Origin of the sequence: Streptantibioticus silvisoli (genome assembly GCF_027947535.2) — a bacterium.
In the GTDB taxonomy this organism is placed as follows: Bacteria; Actinomycetota; Actinomycetes; order Streptomycetales; family Streptomycetaceae; genus Streptantibioticus_C; species Streptantibioticus_C silvisoli.
Genome location: NZ_JAAGKO020000072.1, coordinates 1 through 21645, shown reverse-complemented (window position 1 = coordinate 21645; position 21645 = coordinate 1). Strand labels below are relative to the sequence as shown.

At 75.9% G+C, this 21645-nt stretch carries 16 protein-coding genes; 4 read left to right on the top strand and 12 right to left on the bottom strand.

The window, feature by feature from the left end:
• Positions 1 to 206 precede the first annotated feature (206 nt).
• The 9 genes from POF43_RS30995 to POF43_RS30955 form a co-directional block, all read right to left on the bottom strand.
• Positions 207 to 1226, bottom strand: a complete 1020-nt coding sequence (locus POF43_RS30995) for an isoprenoid biosynthesis enzyme family protein (protein WP_271323009.1) — start codon at positions 1224 to 1226, stop codon at positions 207 to 209.
• Positions 1227 to 1570: 344 nt separating this feature from the next.
• Positions 1571 to 3193: a S53 family peptidase gene (locus tag POF43_RS30990; protein ID WP_271316966.1), complete on the bottom strand. Its 1623-nt coding sequence runs from the start codon at positions 3191 to 3193 to the stop codon at positions 1571 to 1573.
• A 199-nt stretch (positions 3194 to 3392) separates the two neighbouring features.
• Positions 3393 to 6341 carry a helix-turn-helix transcriptional regulator gene (locus tag POF43_RS30985; protein WP_282704879.1) on the bottom strand — a complete coding sequence of 983 codons (2949 nt, stop codon included), beginning with the start codon at positions 6339 to 6341 and terminating at the stop codon, positions 3393 to 3395.
• 116 nt (positions 6342 to 6457) lie between these two features.
• Positions 6458 to 6751 carry a DUF6343 family protein gene (locus tag POF43_RS30980; protein WP_308217344.1) on the bottom strand — a complete coding sequence of 98 codons (294 nt, stop codon included), beginning with the start codon at positions 6749 to 6751 and terminating at the stop codon, positions 6458 to 6460.
• 323 nt (positions 6752 to 7074) lie between these two features.
• On the bottom strand, positions 7075 to 7815 hold the full coding sequence (locus POF43_RS30975) for an enoyl-CoA hydratase family protein (protein ID WP_271324475.1): 741 nt from the start codon (positions 7813 to 7815) through the stop codon (positions 7075 to 7077).
• Positions 7816 to 7909: 94 nt separating this feature from the next.
• Positions 7910 to 9085, bottom strand: coding sequence for an acyl-CoA dehydrogenase family protein (locus POF43_RS30970; RefSeq protein ID WP_271314985.1), 1176 nt, complete (start codon positions 9083 to 9085; stop codon positions 7910 to 7912).
• 37 nt (positions 9086 to 9122) lie between these two features.
• Positions 9123 to 11024, bottom strand: a complete 1902-nt coding sequence (locus POF43_RS30965; RefSeq protein ID WP_271324474.1) for an acetyl/propionyl/methylcrotonyl-CoA carboxylase subunit alpha — start codon at positions 11022 to 11024, stop codon at positions 9123 to 9125.
• A gap of 59 nt (positions 11025 to 11083) precedes the next feature.
• On the bottom strand, positions 11084 to 12622 hold the full coding sequence (locus POF43_RS30960) for an acyl-CoA carboxylase subunit beta (RefSeq protein WP_271314987.1): 1539 nt from the start codon (positions 12620 to 12622) through the stop codon (positions 11084 to 11086).
• A gap of 113 nt (positions 12623 to 12735) precedes the next feature.
• On the bottom strand, positions 12736 to 13542 hold the full coding sequence (locus POF43_RS30955) for a TIGR03084 family metal-binding protein (protein WP_271314983.1): 807 nt from the start codon (positions 13540 to 13542) through the stop codon (positions 12736 to 12738).
• A 499-nt stretch (positions 13543 to 14041) separates the two neighbouring features.
• Between POF43_RS30955 and POF43_RS30950 the strand changes: the two genes are divergently transcribed.
• The 3 genes from POF43_RS30950 (at position 14042) to POF43_RS30940 (ending at position 17749) form a co-directional block, all read left to right on the top strand.
• The gene (locus POF43_RS30950) at positions 14042 to 15679 is read left to right on the top strand and encodes an ABC-F family ATP-binding cassette domain-containing protein (RefSeq protein ID WP_271314982.1); all 1638 of its coding nucleotides are present in this window, start codon (positions 14042 to 14044) and stop codon (positions 15677 to 15679) included.
• Between the two features lie 101 nt (positions 15680 to 15780).
• A complete protein-coding gene (locus POF43_RS30945; RefSeq protein ID WP_372516167.1) occupies positions 15781 to 16581 on the top strand; it encodes a TSUP family transporter in 801 nt (266 codons plus the stop codon).
• Between the two features lie 259 nt (positions 16582 to 16840).
• Positions 16841 to 17749, top strand: a complete 909-nt coding sequence (locus POF43_RS30940; RefSeq protein ID WP_271314980.1) for a DMT family transporter — start codon at positions 16841 to 16843, stop codon at positions 17747 to 17749.
• 426 nt (positions 17750 to 18175) lie between these two features.
• Here POF43_RS30940 and POF43_RS30935 read toward each other — a convergent pair whose 3' ends face one another.
• Complete coding sequence (locus tag POF43_RS30935; protein ID WP_271318283.1) at positions 18176 to 19039, bottom strand: SCO6745 family protein; 864 nt, start codon at positions 19037 to 19039, stop codon at positions 18176 to 18178.
• 94 nt (positions 19040 to 19133) lie between these two features.
• Positions 19134 to 19880, bottom strand: coding sequence for an enoyl-CoA hydratase/isomerase family protein (locus POF43_RS30930; protein WP_271318282.1), 747 nt, complete (start codon positions 19878 to 19880; stop codon positions 19134 to 19136).
• A gap of 395 nt (positions 19881 to 20275) precedes the next feature.
• Here POF43_RS30930 and POF43_RS30925 point away from each other — a divergent pair, with 395 nt between their 5' ends.
• Positions 20276 to 20674: an ATP-binding protein gene (locus POF43_RS30925; protein ID WP_271318284.1), complete on the top strand. Its 399-nt coding sequence runs from the start codon at positions 20276 to 20278 to the stop codon at positions 20672 to 20674.
• A 165-nt stretch (positions 20675 to 20839) separates the two neighbouring features.
• Here the strand turns inward: POF43_RS30925 and idi are convergent, their stop codons facing one another.
• On the bottom strand, positions 20840 to 21487 hold the full coding sequence (gene idi / locus POF43_RS30920) for an isopentenyl-diphosphate Delta-isomerase (protein WP_271326092.1): 648 nt from the start codon (positions 21485 to 21487) through the stop codon (positions 20840 to 20842).
• Positions 21488 to 21645 lie beyond the last annotated feature (158 nt).

Below are 21645 nucleotides of genomic sequence, written 5' to 3'. Positions count from 1 at the left end.
GCCGCCGGGCTCGCCCCGCATGACGCGAGCCACGCCCGCACCGGCCCCCGCGTGCGACTGCGCGTCAGCGCCCCGCGCCCGAACGCGGCTGCCCGTACGCCCTCGTGCCGGATGTCAACCGTCGCGCGTCGGCCACGGTCGGCGGTGCAAGGGCAAGGGTCACCCGCCGTCGGAGGCCGGGCACGCGCGGTGAGGCGGCGGGGGGCCTACAGCGCCACGCCGCCCACCGGCGCGGTCAGCCGGGCGGTGGTGAAGGGGCGGGCGGAGGGCAGCACGATGAGGGGGCCGGGCATGATGGCGGCCGGGCGTGACCAGTCGTACTGGGCGCGCAGCCAGCCGCGCAGCAGGGTGAGGTAGGCCAGCACGGAAGGCGTCGCGAGCGGGGTCAGGGACCGTTCCAGCCGGTGGTAGGTGCAGGCGCTCTCGTCGTGGAGGCGCGCGGCGCGGTCCAGCGCCCGCTGCGGGTGGTGTTCGGCGCCCTGCCGGAGCAGCGGCGGCAGCGCGGGCACGAGTTCGTCGACGGAGCGGCGGCGGGCGGCGGTGTGCACCCGCAGGCACCACTCGGCGCGTTCGGTGGCCAGCGCGGTGAGCCGGCGCAGGCAGTCGCCGGCCAGTTCGTCACCGGTGATCGGGCAGTCGGAGGCGATCTCCGCCATGATCAGGCACGGTGTCGCGGCGGTCGGCCCGGGCGGGGCCGGTTCCTCGCGCACCTGGCGCGACAGCCACAGCGTCAGCGCGGTGCCCAGCCGGCTGTACTGCTCCAGGCGGGCCATCGTGCCGGTGCGGTTCAGCAGGTCGCTCAGCACGTCCAGCCGGTAGCGCCGGCGGTCCGCCTCGCCGCGCGGCAGCCCGCCGGGCATGCCGCCGGGCACCAGCGCCGAGACGGTGGCCATCGCCGCGTCGGCCGCCGCCGAGGCCCGCCCGGTGGCGTCCGGCAGGCCCTCGCGGTGCGGGCGGAAGAACGCCTCGTCGTAGAACAGGGCGAGCGCCAGCCACTGCGCGTGCAGTTCCATTCGTTCCACGGTGGCATCCGGGCAGGTCCGGGCGGCCAGTGTGCCGAATCGGGCGTGGGTGATGCGGTGCCGCAGACCCGGCGTGGGGCACAGGCCGTTGGCCGTCGCCCAGGCGGCGACCGCGCGGTCCAGCCGCCGGGCGTGCGGACTGACGACCGGCGGCACGGGGCAGTGCAGCTCGGGTACCACCAGGGGTCCGGCGTCGTCGCGCATGGTCACTCCCGATCGATGCCCGGGGCGCGCTGACGCCCCACGGATCGCCACGGCGCATCGCCGCGTGCACCAGTGATACGTCCGGGAGGGCCGGGGAATTGACGTCCTGACACGAATGTGACGCACATCACATTCTCAATTGGCCTGATTCGAGCGGAAGTTGGCACCTGTTTGCTGGACCGGGTCCAGATCGGGCGCGGTCCTGACCGCATCCGGTCATCGGTGCGGCGGCGCCCGGCCGCCCGGCCGGCGGTCACTGCCGGGTACGGCGAAGGGCGGGCCGGGACCATCCGGTCCCGGCCCGCCCGTCCTGCTCGCGCGTCGGCGCGTCGTTCCCGTGCGGGTTACTCGCCCAGCAGCTCGGAGGTCAGGGTCACGGCGTTGTAGGAGCCCCAGCCGGTCACGAAGTCCCAGCCGCTGCCGGCCGAGAAGGCGCCGTTGCTGCCGCTGGTGATGTCGTGGAAGCCGGTGCCGTTGGCCGCGTACAGGGCCGGGTTGGCGAAGCCCAGGTCGGGCGCGCCGGCCGCGGTGGCCTGCTGGTTGTAGTCGGCGCCGAACGCCGCCCACTCCGGGGCCGCCGCGCTGGTGCCGCCGACCAGGGTCCACTCACCCTGGGAGTAGATCGACACGCCCGGGGTGGTGTCGGCCAGCGCCGCCACGTCCGGGACCTGGCGGTTGCCGCCGCCCTGCGACTTCTCCACGCCGCTCTGGTAGCTGGGCAGGGAGAACTGCTCCGAGACGCCGCCGCCGCCGTCGGACCAGGCGGTCTCCTTGCTCCAGGCGTTGCCGGAGGTGACGGTCAGGCGGGTGCCGCCGACACCGGTGACGTACGGGTCGCTCGCCGGGTAGTCCACCGACTGCCCGCCGTCGCCCGCGTCGTCCGAGCCGTCGTCGCCGGCCGCCGCGTACAGGCCCAGGCCCTCGGAGGCGCCTTCCTGCACGATGGCGTCCACGGCCTCCATGTTGGAGGCGGTGCGCTCGGTCTCCGCCTCGCCCCAGCTGGACGAGGTGGTCTTCACCCCGGCGTCCACGATGGCCTGGTACATGTCGGTCTCGCCGGCGTCGGTGTTGGGCGCCTCGAAGACCTTCACGTTCGCCTTGGGGGCGACCGCGTTGATCATCTCGATGTCCAGCTCGACCTCGACCTGGCCGTCGCCCAGCGCGCCGGAGCCGCCGTCGACCTTGGAGACGGTGGGCGCGGGGGAGCCCAGCGAGTAGTTCTTGACGTAGGTGCTGATGTTGGACGCCTGGAAGCCGTCGAACTCCACCAGGCCGACCGTCTGGCCCGAACCGGTGTCCGAGCTGGGGACGTTGTAGCCGCCCTTGATCTGCGCGGGCGTATAGCCGCCGCCGGGACCGTTGTGCGGGCGGACCGAGGTCGCCGCGGTGTGGTGCAGCACGGAGCGGTTGTTGAGACCGGAGACGTCACTGACGATCGAGGCGATCGAGGACGGCAGCGTCGGCGCCGAGGTGTTGGCGTAGAAGGAGCGGCCGGTCGCCGCGTCCTTGTAGGTGCCCAGCTTGGTGCTGAACGCCTTCTCCAGCTGCGCCGCGGTGCCGCCGGCGTCGATCAGCAGGTTGCCCGAGTGGACCGTGCCGACCGTCAGGCCCTGCGAGCGCAGGTAGTCCTTGACCTGCTTGACCTCGGAGTCGGTGCGGCCGAAGCGCGCCTGGAACTGGGCCTTGGTCAGGTAGTGGCCGTAGTCGGCCGAGTGCGGGTCGCTGACCTGACCGACGAACGTCGCCAGCCCGGCGGCGTTTCTCGGCGCGAGGCTCACGGCTATGTTCAGGTGCTTGCCGGCGGCCACCGAACCGGTCTTCGCGGCCTGGGTGCCCAGCCCGCTCACCACGTCGCCGGCGACCGCGGCGTGCGCGGCGTGCGGCTGTGCGGCGTACGCGGCGGGGATCGCGGCGACCAGCAGGGCGGGAGTGGCGGCCAGGGCCAGCAGCTTCAGACGTGACGTCACGGAGTTCTCCTGTACGTGGGGGTGCTCGATCCCTCCGGCGGGGGCGGAGGGGGGTAGGAGGAACGCCTTCCACGCTAGGAGTGCGGCCGGGACCGCGTAAGCGGGTTAACCCTTGCCTGCCGTGTGAACTCCGTGTGACGACAGCCGATCCGTGTGACCGGCGATGCGTCAACTGGTCACCCATGGCCCTGACGGTGCGTCAGGACGACGCGGTCGTCAGCGCTCTGGCCAGCGCGGTACGGGAGCGGACCCCGAATTTGCGGTAGACCCGCGACAGCGTGCCCTCGACCGTCTTGACGCTGATGAACAGCTCGGCCGCCACCTCCCGGTTCGTCGCCCCGCCGCCGACCAGCCCGGCGATCCGCGCCTCGGTCGGGGTCAGCAGCGGCGTGCCGCCGCGTTCCCCGGCGTCCAGCCGCTCCAGCTCCTCACCGGCCCGCGCGGCCAGCGGGGCCGCGCCCGCCTCCCGCGCGATCCGCAGCGCCTCGGTCAGCGCCTCCCGCGCGGCCGGCCGGTGCCGGGCGCGGCGCTCCACCGCGCCGAGCGCGATGAGGGAACGGGCCAGGTCCAGCGGCAGCGACGGATCACGCAGCCGGTCCGCCGACGACCGCAGCCGGGCCGCGCCCTCCTTGGCCCGGCCGGCCGCCGCCTCGCACAGCCCCTCCGCCCGTTCCAGCGCCGCCAGCACGCTGCCGGGCGCCGACCCGCCCGCCCGCTCGTACGCCTCGCGCACCACGCCGGCCGCCGTGTCCGGTTCCCCCAGCATCACCAGCGCCTCGGCCAGATCGGCGCACCAGTGCAGCATCGGCGGATCGGCGGCCCGCATGCCGTCGCCGATCTCCTTCACCCGCCGCAGCGCCTCCGCCGCCACCGCCGCGCCCGGCGGGTCACCGGCCAGCAGCGCCGACTGCCCCAGCACCGCCAGCGCCCGCGGCAGGAACAGCCGGTCGCCGGCCGCCTCGCAGGCATCCACCGCCAGCCCCGCGAGCCGCCGGCCCTCCCCGGGCGCGCCGCCGAACGCCGCGGCCAGCGCCGCCGCGTACAGGGCCGGCGGCGACTGCCCGCCGAGCCGCCCGGCCAGCCGCCCGCACTCCTCGGCGGTGCGCAACGCCGTACCGCAGTCGCCGGCCCGCACCTGCACGCGGGTGAGGACCACCAGCGTGGCCAGCGTCTCCTCCACCGAACCCGAGGCGCCCACCGTCTCCAGCAGCTGCCCGGCGCGTTCGCGGGCCACGTCCACCTGGTCGGCGTCGAGCGCCAGCACCGCGCGCATCCGGGCCGGCGCCCAGGCGTCCGGGCCGCCGCGCACCCCGCCGACCAGCGCGATCGCCCGGTCCAACGCCGCCTGCGCACGGCCCGGTTCGCCGGTCAGCGACCGCACCCGGGCCAAGGTGGCCAGCGCCTCCGACCACGCCCGGGTGTCACCGGCGGTCGCCGCCCGCCGCGCCGCGAACCCGGCGTGCCGCGCGGCCGCCTCCAACTCACCGGCCAGCAGCCCGCGGATCGCCGCCCAGTGGTGCAGCCACGCCTCCAGCTCCGGCACCCCCCGCGCGTCCCGCAGCCCGTCGGCGATCAACTCCCGTGCCCCGCCCAGCGCCTGGCCCGCGGTACCCAGCAGCACCAGCCGGGCCCGCACCCGCTGCCGGGCCGAGCCGGACCGGGCCAGCACCCCGCGCGCGATCCGCTCCGCCGCCCCCAGCAGCCCGGCGTCGCGCGCGTACTCGGCCGCCGCGATCCACCGCTCGCCGCGGTCCGCCGTCCGGTCGGCCGGGGTGCGCCGCGCGGCCAGCGCCGCCAGCCGCGCGGCCCGGTCCGGTGCGCCGCGACCGCGTTCCGCCTCGGCCGCCGACGTCAGCGCGTCCGCCGTCGCCTCGTCCTCGTGCGGATGGGCCAGCGCCAAGTGCCGTGACCGCTCGACGGGTTCGGCCACCGCACCGGCCAGCGCGGCGTGCGCGCGGCGCAGTTGGGGGCCGTCGGCCTCCGCGTACAGCGCCGCGCGCAGCACCGGGTGCCGGAAGCGGACCGCGCCGGAGGGGTCGGTGACCAGCACCCCGAGGCGCTCGGCCGCCGCCAGCCGGGCCGCCGGGCGGTGCAGTCCGGCCGCCCGCAGCAGCGCCAGCGCGGGCCGGTCGGCGGCGGCGCACAGCAGCAGCGCCTGCCGGTCGCCGGCCGACAACCGGGCCACCCCGGCCAGCAACTGCCCCCGCAGCGCGGCCGGTACCGCCACCCGGGCGCCGAACGCCCGGTCGGGGCCGTCGTGTTCCCACCACTGCTCGCGGGCCCCGGCCGGCGGCGCGGCGGTCCCGTCGCGCAGGGTGGCGCGCGCCAGCTCCAGCGCGTACAGCGGGTTGCCGGCCGCGGTGCGGCGCACCGCCCGGCGGGCGGGATCGGGCAGGTCCGGGACGGCGCCGGCCAGCAACCGGTCCACGTCGTCGTCGCCGAGCGGCGGCAGCGCGATCTCCGCGGTGCCGGGCGGGCAGCAGGGGCGGCCCTCGGGCGTGCCGCCGTCGGCGACGCGTTCGGCGGCGGCGACCCGTACGCCGGTGCCGGCCAGCCGCCGGACGGCGAACGCCAGCAGGTCGGCCGTGGGCCGGTCCAGCCACTGGAGCCCATCGACGACCACCAGGACGGGTCTTCGCAGCGCCAGCCGCCGCAGGACCTCGAGGAAGGCCACCCGTACCGCCAGCGCGTCGTGCCCGCCGGCCGGCCGGGGACCGTGCAGCAGGGCGGCCCGCAGCGCCGGGCGGCATCCGTCCGGCAGGCCGTCGAGCACCGCGTCCGGCACCGCCGCCAGCAGGTCGATCAGGCCCAGGTGGGGCAGTGCGGCGTCCTCCGGGGCGGGCGCGCACCGCAGCACGGTCCGCCCGCCGGCCGCCCACGCGTCGGCGACCGCGGCCAGCAGGACCGACTTGCCGCTCCCGTGCGGCCCGGTCAGCAGCACCCCGGTGCCCTCCGCCAGCGCCAGGCCGGCCGCCGCCCACTCGCGTTCCCGGCCGGGCGGGGCGCCGTGCGGCGGGCGCGGGTCCTGCCGTGCGGCGGGCGGACGGGGGTCCTCGGGCGGGCCGGGTACGTCCGGGGTGGCGGGGCCCTGCGCCGCGCTGCCGCCGCCGGGGGTCTCGCGTGCGGTGGGGGCACCTGGTCCTCGCACGGCAACGGCCCCTTCGAGTTCATCGGGTACGCGGATGACCCAGTGACACACACACGGCAGTGCTCATGACAACCCCGGGGGCGGCGGGTGTCAATGGAGCGTCCGTACGGCGGCCGTCAGCGAGGGGTGCGCCGGTCCGGCGGCGGCGGGGACTCGTCCGGGTGGTACGGCGGGATGTCGCGGCCCGGCTGGAAGTGCGCCCCCTGCCGCATGCGGCGCACCACCAGGCCCGCGTCGGCCAGCGCCACCAGGACGACCGCGCCGCAGACGCCCGCCCAGCCGGGGTGGCCGGCCGCGGCGAACGCGACGACGCCGACGACCGCGCAGGCCGCCCCGAACAGCGCCAGCCCCAGCCGCAGCCGCAGCGGACTGCGGGCCGAGATCGGTTCGTCACCGGTACGCATGCACATGCCTCCCACCTTCGACCGTACTCCGCCGCGCACGGCGCCGGGCCGCCGGTGAAGGCGCAGGTCACAGCCGCGAGGCGGGAGTCCGACGGCCGTGGAGCGGGTGCGCGGGGGCACCGCTGCGCTGCGGGAGTCCGCCGGGCCCGGAAGGCGTGCGCGGGCCACCGCTTCGGGCGGGCGCCCGGTGGCGTCGAACCGCGTGCGCGGGTCACCGCTGCGAGGCGGTGCCCGGCGGGTCCGGAACGTGTGCCCGGCGTGCAGCCGCCAGGTGTCGAAGCGCGTGCAAGGTCCACAGCTGCCCGGTGGCGTCGAACCGCGTGCGCGGGTCACCGCTGCCAGGCGGGCGCCCGGCGGGTCCGGAACGCGTCGATGCCCTCGGCGGCCTCCGCGGACGCGAACAGCCGCGCCGACAGCCGTTCCATCTCCTCGCGCCCGGCCGCCAGCGCAGCGGCCACCGGTGCGGACGCCAGCCGCTTGGACTCCGCCAGCCCCTGCGGCGAGGCCGCCCGCAGGCCGTCCAGGACCGCCTCCAGCTCGTCCGCCCCGGCGGTGACCAGGCCGGTGCGCACCGCCTCCTGCGGGCCGAAGACCTCGCCGGTGAGGAAGTACCGCGAGGCGGCCCGGGCGTCCATCCGGGGCAGCACCGTCAGCGAGATGACCGCCGGGGCCAGCCCGAGCCGCGACTCGGTGAAGGCGAACGTCGCCTGAGGCCCGGCCAGCGCCACGTCGCAGGCCGCCAGCAGGCCCAGCCCGCCGGCCCGCACGTGCCCGGTGGTCAGCGCCACCACCGGTTTGGCCGACGCCACGACCGCGCCCAGCAGTTCGGTCAGCTCGGCCGGCCCGGCCGGCGGTGCGCCCTTCAAACTCGCCCCCGCGCAGAAGGTGTTGCCGGTGTGGGTCAGCAACACCGCCCGCACACCGGGGTCCTGGCCGGCCGACTCCAGCGCCGCGCGCAGGGCGCCGACCAGCGGGCGGGTCAGCGCGTTGCGGTCGGCGGGGGAGTCCAGCGTGACGACGGTGACCCCGCGGTCGTACGCCACGCGCACCGGCGGCCGGTGATCGGACACGGTGAACCACCTTGTTCTTCGAAGGAGTTGGGCGAAGCAGTTCGGCGGGACGTCCAGACGCCGCGTCGGCCGCCGCCGCGGCGCGGCCGGGCGGTCAGTAGGACTTGGGCAGGCCCAGCGTGTGGTGCGAGACGAAGTTGAGGATCATCTCCCGGCTGACCGGCGCGATCCGGCCGACCCGGGAGGCGGTCAGCAACGACGCCAGGCCGTACTCCTCGGTCAGCCCGTTGCCGCCGAGGGTGTGCACCGCGGTGTCGACCGCGGCGGCCCCGGCCTCGGCCGCCGCGTACTTCGCCATGTTCGCCGCCTCGCCGGCGCCCATGTCGTCGCCCGCGTCGTAGAGCACCGCGGCCTTGCGGGCCATCAGCGCGGCCAGTTCGAGTTCGATCCGGCACTTCGCCAGCGGGTGCGCTATCGCCTGGTGCGCGCCGATCGGCTCCCGCCACACCTGCCGGGTCCTGGCGTACTCCACCGCCACCTCGAGCGCGTAGCGGCCCATGCCCAGGGAGAACGCGGCGGTCATCACCCGTTCCGGGTTGAGCCCGGCGAACAGCTGGAGCAGTCCGGCGTCCTCGTCGCCGACCAGCGCCCCGGCCGGCAGCCGCACGTCGTCGAGGAAGACCTGGAACTGCTTCTCGGGCGCCGACAGGTCCATGGCGATCTGCCGGAACTCGAAGCCCGGCGTGCCGCGTTCGACGACGAACAGGCACGGCTTGAGCTTGCCGGTGCGCGCGTCCTCGGTGCGGCCGACGATCAGCGTGGCGTCGGCGATGTCCACCCCGGAGATGAACACCTTGCGCCCCGACAGCAGCCAGTCGCCGCCGTCGCGCCGCGCGGTGGTGGTGATCCGGTGCGAGTTGGAGCCCGCGTCCGGCTCGGTGATGCCGAACGCCATCCGCGCGGAACCGTCGGCGAGCCCCGGCAGCCAGCGCTGCTTCTGCTCCTCGGTGCCGAACCGGGCCAGCACGGTGCCGCAGATCGCCGGGGAGACCACCATCAGCAGCAACGGGCACCCGGTGGCGCCCAACTCCTCCAGCACCACGGCCAGTTCGTACAGCCCGGCGCCACCGCCGCCGTACTCCTGCGGCAGGTTGACGCCGAGGAAGCCCAACGCGCCCGCCTTGTGCCACAGTTCGTCGGTCTGCCGGCCCTCCCGGACGCAGTCGGTGAAGTACCGGCGGCCGAACGAGCGGCCCAGCGCGGCCACCGACGCCCGCAGCTCCCGCCGCTCCTCGCTCTCCAGTGACACGTGGTCGAAGGTGAAGCTCATGGGGTGCTTTCCTTCCGTGGTCCGGTCGTGGAACGCTCTACGCCTGCGCGGACTCCGCCGCCGCGGCGGACACCACCGCCAGCACCGCGCCCACCTCGACCTGCCAGCCGGGCTCGGCGTGCAGCGCGGTCAGCGTGCCGTCGGCCGGCGCGGTGACGCGGTGCTCCATCTTCATCGCCTCCAGCCACAGCAGCGGCTGGCCCGCCGTGACCCGGTCGCCCACCGCGACGCCGGCCACCCGCACCACCGTCCCCGGCATCGGCGCCAGCAGCGACCCCGGCGCGGTCCGGCCGACCGGGGGCGGGAAACGCGGCACCGCGGTCAGCGCCACCGCGCCGGCGGCGGAGTCGACGAACACCGCCTCGCCGTACCGGGCGACCGCGAACTCCCGCCGCACACCGCCGACATCGAGCACCACCCGGTCCGGCGCCGACGACACCAGCGCCACCCGCGGGTGGTCGTCGGCCGCCAGCCCGTCCCGGGTCAGCCGGTAGCGGGCCTCGTACTCGCCGCCGTCGGCCGCCCGGAACCGCTTGACCTGCGGCTGCGAGGGCACGTTGCGCCAGCCGCCCGCCGGATGACGGCCCGCCGCGTCCGCCAGCGCCGCCGCCAGCGCGGCCAGCCGCAGTGCGCCGCCGTCCGGCGCCGGGGCCGGCGGCAGCCCTTCCAGGTACGAGGTCGGCACCCCGCCGGCGACGAACCGTGGATCGCCCAGCACCCGCACCAGCAGGTCCCGGTTGGTCACCGGGCCGTGCAGCACCGCGCGTCGCAGCGCGTACGCCAGCAGCCGCAGCGCCTCCTCGCGGGTGTCGGCGTACGCCGCGACCTTCGCCAGCATCGCGTCGTAGTGCACGCCGATCACGCTGCCGTCCGCCACCCCGGAGTCCACCCGCAGCCCCGGCCCGGCGGGCAGCGCGAACCGGTGCAGCACCCCGGTGCCCGGCCGCCACTCGTGCGCCGGGTCCTCGGCGTACAGCCGCGCCTCCACCGCGTGCCCGTGCGGCACCGGCGGCCGTTCGGGCAGCCGGCGGCCCTCGGCGATCCGGATCTGCTCGCGCACCAGGTCCAGCCCGGTCACCAGCTCGGTCACCGGATGCTCCACCTGCAGACGGGTGTTCATCTCCAGGAAGTACGCCGACCCGTCCGCGCCGACCAGGAACTCCACCGTCCCGGCGCCCACATACCCCACCGCGCGGGCCGCCGCGTCGGCGTACTCCAGCAGTTGACGCTCCGTCAGGTCGCGCAGGCCCGGCGCCGGGGTCTCCTCGATCACCTTCTGGTGCCGCCGCTGCACCGAGCAGTCGCGGGTGCCCAGCGTCCAGACCGTGCCGTGCACGTCGGCCAGGATCTGCACCTCCACGTGCCGCCCGTCCTCGACGTACGGCTCCACGAACACCTCGCCGTCGCCGAACGCCGCCTGCGCCTCCGCCCGCGCCGCCGCCAACTGCGCCTCCAGATCGGCCAGTTCGCGCACGATCCGCATGCCGCGCCCGCCGCCGCCGGCCGACGCCTTCACCAGCAGCGGCGCGGCGGCCCCGGTGCCGTCCAGCACCGGCACCCCGGCCTGCGCCATCAGCCGCTTGGCCCGGGTCTTCGACCCCATGGCGGCCACCACCCGCGGCGGCGGCCCGATCCACACCAGGCCGGCGGCCAGCACGGCGGCGGCGAACTCCGCGTTCTCCGACAGGAATCCGTACCCCGGATGCACCGCGTCCGCCCCGGCCGCCAGCGCCGCCGCCACGATCGCGTCGCCGCGCAGATAGCTGTCCGCCGGCGCGTCCCCCGGCAACCGCACCGCCGAGTCCGCCTCCCGCACGTGCGGGGCGTCCGCGTCGGCGCCGGAGTACACCGCCACCGTGCCGATCCCCATCTCCCGGCAGATACGCATCACCCGCCGGGCGATCTCCCCCCGGTTGGCCACCAGGACGGTACCGATCACCGCACGCTCCTCACCGTCGGACCCGGACCGCGCACCGGACTGCCTCACCCGTGCGCCCCTCACATCCGGAACACGCCGAAACCACCGCGCGCCCCCTCGACCGGCGCGCTGTGCACCGCGGACAGACAGATCCCCAGCACCGTGCGGGTGTCACGCGGGTCGATCACCCCGTCGTCGTACAGCCGCCCGGACAGGAACAACGGCAGCGACTCGGCCTCGATCTGCGCCTCGACCGCCGCCCGCAGCGCGCCGTCCGCCTCCTCGTCGTACGGCAGCCCGCGCGCCGCCGCCGACTGCCGGGCCACGATGGACAGCACCCCGGCCAGCTGCGCCGCGCCCATCACCGCCGACTTCGCGGTCGGCCAGGCGAACAGGAACCGCGGATCGAACGCCCGCCCGCACATGCCGTAGTGCCCGGCGCCGTAACTCGCCCCGAGCAGCAGGGAGATGTGCGGCACCCGCGAGTTGGCCACCGCGTTGATCATCATCGCGCCGTGCTTGATGATGCCGCCCTGCTCGTACTCGCGGCCCACCATGTAGCCCGTGGTGTTGTGCAGGAACAGCAGCGGGATGTCACGCTGGTTGGCCAACTGGATGAACTGCGCCGCCTTCTGCGACTCCGCGGAGAACAACACCCCCTGCGCGTTGGCCAGTACACCCACCGGATAGCCGTGCACCTGCGCCCAGCCGGTCACCAGGCTCGGCCCGTACAGCGGCTTGAACTCGTCGAACTGCGAGTCGTCGGCGATCCGGACGATCACCTCGCGCGGGTCGAACGGCTCGCGCAGGTCGGCCGGCACGATGTCCAGCAGCCCGTCCTCGTCGTAGCGCGGCGGCGCCGGGCAGGCGCGCGGCGCCGGGCCGGCCTTGCGCCACGACAGCCGGGCCACCACCCGGCGGGCGGTGCGCAGCGCGTCCTGCTCGTCGGCGGCGAAGTAGTCGGCCAGACCGGAGACCCGCGCGTGCATGTCCGCGCCGCCCAGCGACTCGTCGTCGCTCTCCTCACCGGTGGCCATCCGCACCAGCGGCGGCCCGCCCAGGAAGACCTTGGACCGGCCCTCGACCATGATGACGTGGTCGGACATGCCCGGGATGTAGGCGCCGCCCGCCGTGGAGTTGCCGAACACCACGGCGACGGTCGGCACGCCCTCGGCGGACAGCCGGGTCAGGTCGCGGAAGAGCGCGCCGCCCGGGATGAAGATCTCCTTCTGGCTGGGCAGGTCCGCGCCGCCGGACTCCACCAGGCTCACCAGCGGCAGCCGGTTCACCCGGGCTATCTCGTTGGCCCGCAGCGCCTTGCGCAACGTCCACGGGTTGCTGGCGCCGCCGCGGACCGTCGGGTCGTTGGCGGTGATGACGCACTCGGTGCCCTCGATCACCCCGATCCCGGTCACCATCGAGGCGCCCACCGGGTAGTCGCTGCCCCAGGCCGCCAGCGCCGACAGCTCCAGGAACGGCGAGTCCTCGTCGACCAGCAGCTCGATCCGCTCCCGGGCCAGCAGCTTGCCCCGCTCGCGGTGCCGCCGCACGTACTTCGGCCCGCCGCCCGCGATCGCCCGCTCGTGCTCGGCGGCCAGCTCCGCCAGCCGCTCCAGCACCGCCCGCCGCCGCTCGCCGGCCCCGGTGCCGTCCGTGCGGTCCGCGCTGTCGACGTCCTGCGTGCCCTGCGTGCCGTCCGCGCCGTCGATGCCCTGCGCGCCCTGCGTGCCCGTCACGCCTCCGCACCCCCGGCCGGTTCGCGCCCGGGTCCCGGCGGCCCGGCGAAGGCCTGCGCGATGTCCAGCCAGCGGTCCGCGCCGGGGCCGTGCGCCACGACCGCCAGATCGGCGCGGTGCCGGCGCCGGGTGGCCAGCAGGCAGAAGTCCAGCGCCGGGCCGGTGACCCGTTCCTCCGCCTCGGGCGGACCGTAGGCCCACAACTCACCGTCCGGCGCGGTCAGTTCCACCCGGAACTCCTCGGGCGGCGGGGTCAGCCCGCGGACCAGGAACGCGAAGTCGCGGGCCCGCACCCCGATCCGGGCCACGTGCCGCAGCCGCGCGGACGGCTCCCGCGTCACCCCCAGCGCGTCGGCGACGTCCTGCCCGTGCGCCCAGGTCTCCATCAGCCGCCCGGTCGCCATCGCCGCCACCCCCATCGGCGGCCCGTACCAGGGGAACCGGGTGCCCTGCGGCGCGGCCGCCAGCGCCTGCCACAGCCGGTCGCGCCCGGTGCGCCACCGCGCCAGCAGTTCGGCGGGCGGCAGCGCGGCCCCCGCGTCGGCACCGTCGTCGACGTAGCTGTCGATCGCGCCCAGCGCCTGCTCCGCCCCGGCGGTGAAGGCGTCCGGGTCGACGGCCGACAACAGCGCCTGCCGGTCGGTCCACTCCAGGTGCGCGATCTGGTGGGCGACGCTCCAGCGCGGCGCCGGGGTCGGCAGCCGCCATCCCTCGTCGCCCAGCGGGTCGACCAACGCGTCCAGCCGGGCTGTCTCGACCCGCAGGTCGGACAGCACCGTCCGTGCGGCGTTCGGTTCCGACACGGCAGCCCCTTGTCTGGTGAACGGTCAGTAACTTCCGCGTGCGGGAAGGCTCGCACCGGCCGCCGCGACAATCAAGCGTGCCCACGCGATTTCCGGCCCCCGGGCGGCGGGAGCGGTTGCGTGCCGCGGCGGTGGCCGACCCCGGGAACGGGCGTGCTCGCGGCGCCGGTGACATCAACCCCGGTCTCGCCAACCCCGGTCTCGCCAACCCCGCCTCGACAGCCCCGCCTCGACAGCCCCGCCTCGACAGCCCCGGCTCCGCCAACCCCGCCACGCCAACCGCGGCTTCGCCAACCCCGGCCTCGCCAACCCCGCCCCGGCGCCGACGCGTTCGGCGCCGCAGGCGTGCCCGCGCGGTGCCGGCCGACGGGGAACGGGCGTCGCGCGGCGGTGGCCGCGGCCGGGAACGGGCCCGCCGGGCCGTGCGAGGGCACGCCGTCCGGCCCGCGGCGACCGGCGGGAGCCGGTCCGCCCGCACCCCGATAAGATCTGTCCCCTTATGAGTGCCACTCTCGTCGCCAAGGATCTCGCCGCCGGCCACGGCGACCGCGTGCTGTTCTCCGGGCTCGAACTCGTCGTCGCGCCCGGCGACATCGTCGGCCTGGTCGGGGCCAACGGCGCCGGCAAGTCCACGTTGCTGCGGATGCTGGCCGGCACCGACCGCCCGGAGGAGGGCGTGCTGCGGCTGAGCCCGCCGACCGCCGTCGTCGGATACCTGCCGCAGGAGCCGGACCGCCGCCCCGGCGAGTCGGTCGGCGCCTTCCTGTCCCGCCGCACCGGGGTCACCGCCGCGCAGACCGCACTGGACGACGCCACCCAGGGCCTGGTCGACGGCGTGCCCGGTGCCGACGACGCCTACTCCGTCGCACTGGAGCGCTGGCTCGCGCTGGGCGGCGCCGACCTCGACGAACGCGCCGACGCGGTGGCCGCCGACCTGGGCCTGACCATCGGCCTGGACCAGCAGATGACCTCGCTGTCCGGCGGCCAGGCCGCCCGGGCCGGCCTGGCCTCGCTGCTGCTGAGCCGCTACGACGTCTTCCTGCTCGACGAGCCCACCAACGACCTCGACCTCGACGGCCTGGACCGGCTGGAGACCTTCGTCACCGGCCTGCGCTCCGGCACCGTCGTCGTCAGCCACGACCGCGAGTTCCTGGCCCGCACCGTCAACCGCGTCGTGGAACTCGACCTCGCCCAGCAGCAGGTCAACACCTTCGGCGGCGGCTACGAGTCGTACCTGGAGGAACGCGAGACCGCCCGCCGGCACGCCCGCGAGGAGTACGACGAGTACGCCGACACCAAGGCGGCCCTCCAGCAGCGGGCCCGCACCCAGCGCGCCTGGATGGAGAAGGGCGTCAAGAACGCCCGCCGCAAGGCCCCCGACAACGACAAGGTGGGCCGCAACGCCCGGGTGGAGGCCACCGAGAAGCAGGCCGCCAAGGCCCGGCAGACCGACCGGCTGATCGAACGGCTGGACACCGTCGAGGAGCCGCGCAAGGAGTGGGACCTGCGGATGGAGATCGCCGCCGCCCCGCGCTCGGGCGCCGTCGTCGCCACCCTCAACGGCGCCGAGGTGCGGCTGGGCGGCTTCCGGCTCGGCCCGGTCACCCTCCAGATCGACTGGGCCGACCGGGTCGCCATCACCGGGGCCAACGGTTCCGGCAAGTCCACCCTGCTGCGCGCGCTGCTCGGCCGGGTCCCGCTCACCGCCGGCAGCGCCGCGCTGGGCCCCGGCGTGGTGGTCGGCGAGGTCGACCAGGCCCGCGCGCTCTTCCACGGCGAGGAGGCGCTGATGGCGGCGTTCGGCGCCGCGGTGCCCGACCTGACGCCCGCCGACGTGCGCACCCTGCTGGCCAAGTTCGGCCTGAAGGCGGCCCACGTGCTGCGGCCGGCCGCCACGCTGTCGCCCGGTGAACGCACCCGGGCCGCGCTGGCGCTGCTCCAGGCCCGCGGCGTCAACCTGCTGGTGCTGGACGAGCCGACCAACCACCTCGACCTGCCCGCCATCGAACAGCTGGAGTCCGCCATGGCCTCCTACCGCGGCACGCTGCTGCTGGTCACCCACGACCGCCGGATGCTCGCCGCCGTCGAGACCACCCGCCGGCTGCGCGTCCAGGACGGCGAGGTCACCGAGGACTGAGCCGCCGCCGCCCCGCGCCCCCGCCCCTCGTCGCCCCTGGTTCCGGTGAAGGGCGAATCCGCAGGTGGGGGGCGCCGAGGGGGCCGCGAGGACCGTCCGGCATGATCGGGTGCGCCGACGAAGCTGGGGGAGTTGTGCGCGCGCTCGAAGCAGTGGAGCTGATACCGGTGGCGGCCGCGGCCGGCTGGATCGACGCCGTGGTGGGCGGCGGCGGCCTGCTCCAGCTGCCCGCCATGCTGGTCGCTTTCCCCGGCCTGCCGACCGCCACCGTGCTCGGCACCAACAAGGCCGTCGCCATCACCGGCACCGGCACCGCCTGCGCCACCTACCTGCGGCGCACCACCCCCGACTGGCCCTTCACCGGCCTGGCCGCCGCCGTCGCGCTGCCCGCCGCGGTGGCCGGCGCCCTGGTCGCCAGCCGGCTGCCCGGCGCCGTCTTCCGGCCCCTCATCATGGTCGCGCTGCTGGCCGTCGGCTTGTTCGTCACCCTGCGCCCGGACTTCGGCCGCACCCACGAACCGGTCCGCCTCGACCGCCGCCGGGCCAACCTGCTCGCGGTGCTCAGCGGCGGCGGCATCGGCTTCTACGACGGCGTCATCGGCTCCGGCACCGGCACTTTCCTGATCATCATCTTCCTGCTGGTGCTGCGCACCGACTTCCTGCGCGGCTCGGCCATGGCCAAGGTCGTCAACGTCAGTACCAACTTCGGCGCTTTGGTGGTGTTCGTCGTCGAGGGTCACGTCATGTGGCCGCTGGCCGCCTGCATGGCGGTGGGCAACGTCACCGGCGGCACCGTCGGCGCCCGCATGGCCCTGCGGCGCGGCGCCTCCTTCGTGCGGTACGCGCTGCTGGTCGTGGTCGTCGCCCTGGTGGCGAAACTGGCGTACGACCAGTGGGCCTGACGTTCGAGCGGTCCCGGGCGCGCGCACGAAACAGGCCCGACGGAGGGTCGCCGTCCCCGCCGAGGGGGTCTATTGTCGGCCTTGCGAAACCGATCGATCACCTCCCGCAGTCGTCGGGTCGCACGGAGTGGCCGCCGGCCGCGTCCGGCTCGCGGCGGAACCAGCCGCCATCGCCCGTTCGTTGAGCTGCCGGATGCCCGTGCCGCCGTGTGCCCAGGCCGCCGGGAGGCAGACCCCGACCGTGACGAGGTGGTGAGCCGTGGCCGTGTTCGTGCTGGGACTCGCCGCCGCCTGCTGCCTCGGGTTCGGCTTCGTCCTCCAGCAACGGGCCGCCCAGCGCGCCCCGCTCGCCGACTTCCTCTCCTTCCGGCTGCTGCTCGACCTGCTGCGGATGCCCGAATGGGTGCTGGGCATCGCCCTCATGGTCGGCGGCCAGGTCCTCGGCGCGCTGGCGCTGGCCCACGGCGAGGTCTCGCTGGTCGAGCCGCTGACCGCGACCAACCTGCTGTTCGCCATGGCCCTGTCCCGCCGCCTCACCGGCCAGCCGCTGGGACGCAGCGGCTGGGGCGGCGTCGGGCTGCTGGCGGCGGGGGTGACCGCGTTCATCGTCGCCGGACGCCCCTCCGGCGGCGGTGCGGCGGCCGGCCCGCTGCGCCACTGGCTGCTGTTCGGCCTGGTCGTGGGGATCGCCCTGCTGCTGACCGCGCTGGGCAGACGCCTGCGGCCCACCCTGGAGGCCACCGTGCTGGCGCTCGCGGCAGGCCTGCTCTACGGCCTCCAGGACGCGCTGACCCGCATCTGCGGCCAGATCGTCGACGACCACGGCGCCACCGAACTGTTCGTGCACTGGCAGCCGTACGTCATCGTCGCCATCGGCCTGACCGGACTGCTGCTCGTGCAGTCCGCCTTCGAGACCGCGCCGCTGCGCTCGTCCCTGCCCGCCCTGACCGCCGCCCAGCCGCTGGCCGGCATCGCCTGCGGCGTCGGCTTCCTCGGCGACCGGCTGCGGGTGACCACCGAGGCGCTCACCTGGCAGACGGCCGGCCTGGCCGCCATCGTCGCCGGCATCGTGCTGCTCGGCCGCCACCCCGCCATGCCCGAGGGCCCCTGCGCCCAGCGCGACCCCAAACCGTCCCTGGCCCGCCGCGGCCACCTCATGCGGCACTGATCATGCGGCACTGATCATGCGGCACTGATCATGCGGCACTGATCATGCGGCGCTCAGCCGGAGCCCTGCGGGGCGGTCGCGGTGGTGGCGGTGGCCGAACGCGGGGCGGGTCCGAACGCGGGGCGGGTCGGAACGCGGTGCCGGTCGGAACGCGGTCGGGTTGGAATGCGGTGCCGGTCGGAACGCGGTCGGGTTGGAACGCGGTGCCGGTCGGAACGCGGCACCGGCCCCCGCAGACGGCGTGTCGCGTCGGTGCGAGCACGACGCCTGTGCGAGCGCGCCGCGGGCCCACCGCGGCGCCGGAGCTGACGCCGCGCGCGCCTCACCGCCGCCCCGCCCCGAACGCCGCCCCGCCCCGAATACCGCCCCGCCCTGACCGCGCCGACCCCGCAGGGCGAACGTCCCGCGGGGCCGGCGCGGGGGACGTCAGCCCTTGCCCAGGTGGCGCGTCGGGATCGCGCCGGCCTCCAGCAGCAGGCGGGTCAGCGGCGCCGCCAGCTCCGTCAGCCGTGCCACGCCCTCCTCGCCCAGGTGGCGGTACGGGGCGAACGCCAGGCGGTCGGTGGTGTCCTCCACCGTCCGGCGCAGTTCGGTGCCGGCGTCGGTCAGCTCGCCGGCCGCGTCCAGCAGACCGCGCTCACGCAGTCGTTCCTGCGCCGCGGCCCACTCCTGCTCCGACCAGCCGCGCGTCTTCTGGCAGAACCGCGGGGTGAAGCCCTTGCCGGTGGCGGTGTGCGTCACCAGCGCCTCCAGGCCGTCCAGCTCCGCCTCCGCCAGCGCCACCAGGTGGCCGTCGCCGCGGTGCTCGCGCAGCAGGGTCGTCGCGTGCCACAGCGCCAGGTGCGGCGCGTCCGGCACCGGCAGGTCGGCGTTGGCGGCGTACAGCGGCCGGGCGCCGCTCCCGCAGGCTTCGGCCGCCCGCAGCGCCAGCGCGGCCGCCTCCGCCACCTGCTGCGACGCCGCGACGTCGGAGCCGAGCATCCGGGTCAGGTAGCCGTCGGTGATCCGGGAGCGCGCCGCCAGCACGTCGGCCGGGCCGGCCAGCTCCCACGCCCGCGGGATGTGCCGGGCCACCAGCGACGGGCTGAAGTTGTAGAAGGTGGCCGTCACCACTCCGGCGCCCACCGGGCCCATCGGCGCCGCGCGGCCGGCGAAGTAGGCCATCGCACCGGCCTCCAGACCCAGGGAGGTCAGCTCCTTCTCGTGCTCGGGGGAAAAGTAGAAGGCCGAGTGCAGCACGTTGAAGGCGTTGTAGCACCGGCGGGCGTCATGCGGGGTCAGCGTGGTCATGCCCGACACGTTACCCATCGGTAGCCGTTCCGGGGAGGGGGGTCCGCCCACCGTCTGCCCGGGGAGAGGGGCCGCGCGTCCGCCGGCCGGGCGGTCAGCCGGTCCAGGTGAAGCGCGGCGCCCGGCGCTCCAGGAACGCGGTGACGCCCTCGACCGTCTCCGCGCTGCGCCGGGCCTGGCCCTCCCAGTGCGCGACCCGGTCCGGCCCGGCGCCGGCGACGAACTCCTTGGCGGCGGCCTGCGTCAGCCCGGAGCGGTCGGCCAGCCCGGCGGTGAAGGCGGCGACCCGGCCGTCCAGCTCGCCGTCCGGCAGCAGTTCGTCGACGAGTCCGGTGCGCAGCGCGCGTTCCGCGTCGATCAGCTCGGCGGAGAACAGCAGGTGTTTCGCGGTGGACGGGCCCACCAGCGCCGCCAGCCGGCGGGTGGAGGAGGCGGGGTAGACGATGCCCAGCCGGGCCGGGGTCACCCCGAAGCGGGAGCCCTCGGCCGCGAACCGCAGGTCGCAGGCGACCGCCAGCTGGCAGCCGCCGCCCACGCACGCGCCGCGCACCGCCGCCACCGTCGGCCGGGGGAAGGCGGCCAGCGCCTCCTCGGCGGCGACCGCGCCGGCGCCCGGCTCCGGGTCGTCCAGCAGCCCGGTGATGTCCGCCCCGGCGCAGAACGTGCCCTCGGCGCCGGTCAGCACCAGGGCGCGCACCGCCGGATCGGCCGCCAGCCGGTCCAGCAGCGGGGGCAGGGCACGCCACATCGCTGTGGTCATGGCGTTGCGCCTGGCGGGATTGCTGATGGTGATCGTCGCGACCGCACCGTCACGGCCGAGCGACAGGCCCGGTTCCGCCATCCGTCCACCACCTCCGGGGGTTCCGGTCGGACTCTACCGGCGCGCGCCGCACGGCCGCGCGACCCCCGGGCCGGTGCCGCCCGCCGAACCGGAGAACAAACGCCAGCAAAGCGATCAGCCGTCGTCACCCTCGGTCGGAACCGGTCAACAGACGTCGGAAGGAGGCGAGTTGCGGACACCGCTGCGACCGCGGGCCGCGGCGGCGAAGACTCGGAACAACCGCGGACGCTCCCCGACAGGCGGCGGAGCCGGCGCGGAGACCGACACGAGGGTGGTGCTACATGTCGTTCAACGGCGCGGTCCCGCGCGGCCCGGTGCGGTCAGCGCTCACGGGCGCCCCGGGCCGGGACGGTCCGCCGTCCGCCGCGCCGCCGGTGGCCTACGACCGGGCCTGGATGTTCACCGCGCCGCCCGCCGACGCCTCGGTGCCCCGGCTGCGGCACGCGGTCCGCGACCTGCTGGCCCGCGAGAGCGTGCCCGCCGGCCCCGGCACCCTCGACGGGCTGCTGCTGATCGTCTCCGAGCTGGTCACCAACGCCGTGCGGCACGCGGCCGTGCTGTCGCCGCGGATCACCCTGGAGATCGCCGTCAGCCCCCGCTGGGTGCGGATCGCGGTCGGCGACGACCACCCGTACCGCCCCAAGGCGCTGGCAGCCGACCACGGCCGGACCGGGGGCCGCGGCCTGCTGCTGGTCGACGCCATCGCCGCCGAGGCGGGCGGCCACTATGACGTCGACCACACCCCCGGCGGCGGCAAGATCGTCTGGGCCGCGCTCCCCCTGCGGCGCGGCTGACCCGACCGGTCCGGCCGCACCGGCCGGCCCCGCCGGTCCGGTCGAAGGATCAGCTGCCCCGGCTGAACCCACGGGTCGGCCGACCCCGCCGCCCACCGGCTGAACCGGCTGCCCCGGTCGAGCCCACCGGCCCCGGCGGCCGTCCCCCGTACCCCGGCGGAGCCCCTACCAGCCGGCGGAGTCCCCGACCAGCTCGCGGGCGGCCGGGCGGGCCGCGTCCAGCACGGTGTGGAACCAGGCCGACAGCGTGGTGCTCCCGTCCAGGTCCGCCAGCTGGCCCGGCGTGACGAACCGGGTGTCCGCCACCTCGTCCGGGTCCGGGGCGGGCGTGGCGGTCACCACGCCGACGAACAGGTGGTTGAACTCCTGCTCCACCAGGCCCGACGCCGGGTCCGGGTGGTTGTAGCGCACGGTGCCCGCCTCGCGCAGCAGTGCCGGCGCCAGCCCCAGCTCCTCCGCGGTGCGCCGGGCCGCCGCGACGAACGGCTGCTCACCGGGGTACGGGTGGCCGCAGCAGGTGTTGGACCACACGCCGGGGGAGTGGTACTTGCCCAGCGCGCGCCGCTGCATGAGCAGCCGGCCCCCGGTGTCGAACAGGAACACCGAGAACGCCCGGTGCAGCTGCCCCGGAGCCTGGTGCGCCGACAGCTTCTCCGCCGTGCCGATGGTCACCCCGGCCTCGTCGACCAGCTCCAGCAGGATCTCCCCGGAAGCGGCCGGCGTTCCGGTGGCGGCCGTGGCACCGGACCGCGTCGGTTCCCCGGCGACCGGGGATTCGGTGAAAGAGGAGCCGGCGGCGGAACTGATCGGCATGGCCATCCTTCGCTGTAAGAACCGTTGAGCGCGCGTGGTGCGCGATGACGCCACGACGTACGAGCGGCACCAGTCTGCCGCACCGCGCGGGGCGCCCGCCGATTGCGCACGACGATCCCCCGTCCGTGTCAGCCCCCGCCCCGCGCGGTGCGGCAGAC

Coding starts and splice junctions, on each gene's coding strand:
- POF43_RS30995 (WP_271323009.1), bottom strand. CDS start 1,226: ATGCGCGACGACGCCGGACCCCTGGTGGTACCCGAGCTGCACTGCCCC.
- POF43_RS30980 (WP_308217344.1), bottom strand. CDS start 6,751: ATGTGCATGCGTACCGGTGACGAACCGATCTCGGCCCGCAGTCCGCTG.
- POF43_RS30970 (WP_271314985.1), bottom strand. CDS start 9,085: ATGAGCTTCACCTTCGACCACGTGTCACTGGAGAGCGAGGAGCGGCGG.
- POF43_RS30950 (WP_271314982.1), top strand. CDS start 14,042: ATGAGTGCCACTCTCGTCGCCAAGGATCTCGCCGCCGGCCACGGCGAC.
- POF43_RS30945 (WP_372516167.1), top strand. CDS start 15,781: ATGATCGGGTGCGCCGACGAAGCTGGGGGAGTTGTGCGCGCGCTCGAA.
- POF43_RS30935 (WP_271318283.1), bottom strand. CDS start 19,039: ATGACCACGCTGACCCCGCATGACGCCCGCCGGTGCTACAACGCCTTC.
- POF43_RS30930 (WP_271318282.1), bottom strand. CDS start 19,880: ATGGCGGAACCGGGCCTGTCGCTCGGCCGTGACGGTGCGGTCGCGACG.
- POF43_RS30925 (WP_271318284.1), top strand. CDS start 20,276: ATGTTCACCGCGCCGCCCGCCGACGCCTCGGTGCCCCGGCTGCGGCAC.
- idi (WP_271326092.1), bottom strand. CDS start 21,487: ATGCCGATCAGTTCCGCCGCCGGCTCCTCTTTCACCGAATCCCCGGTC.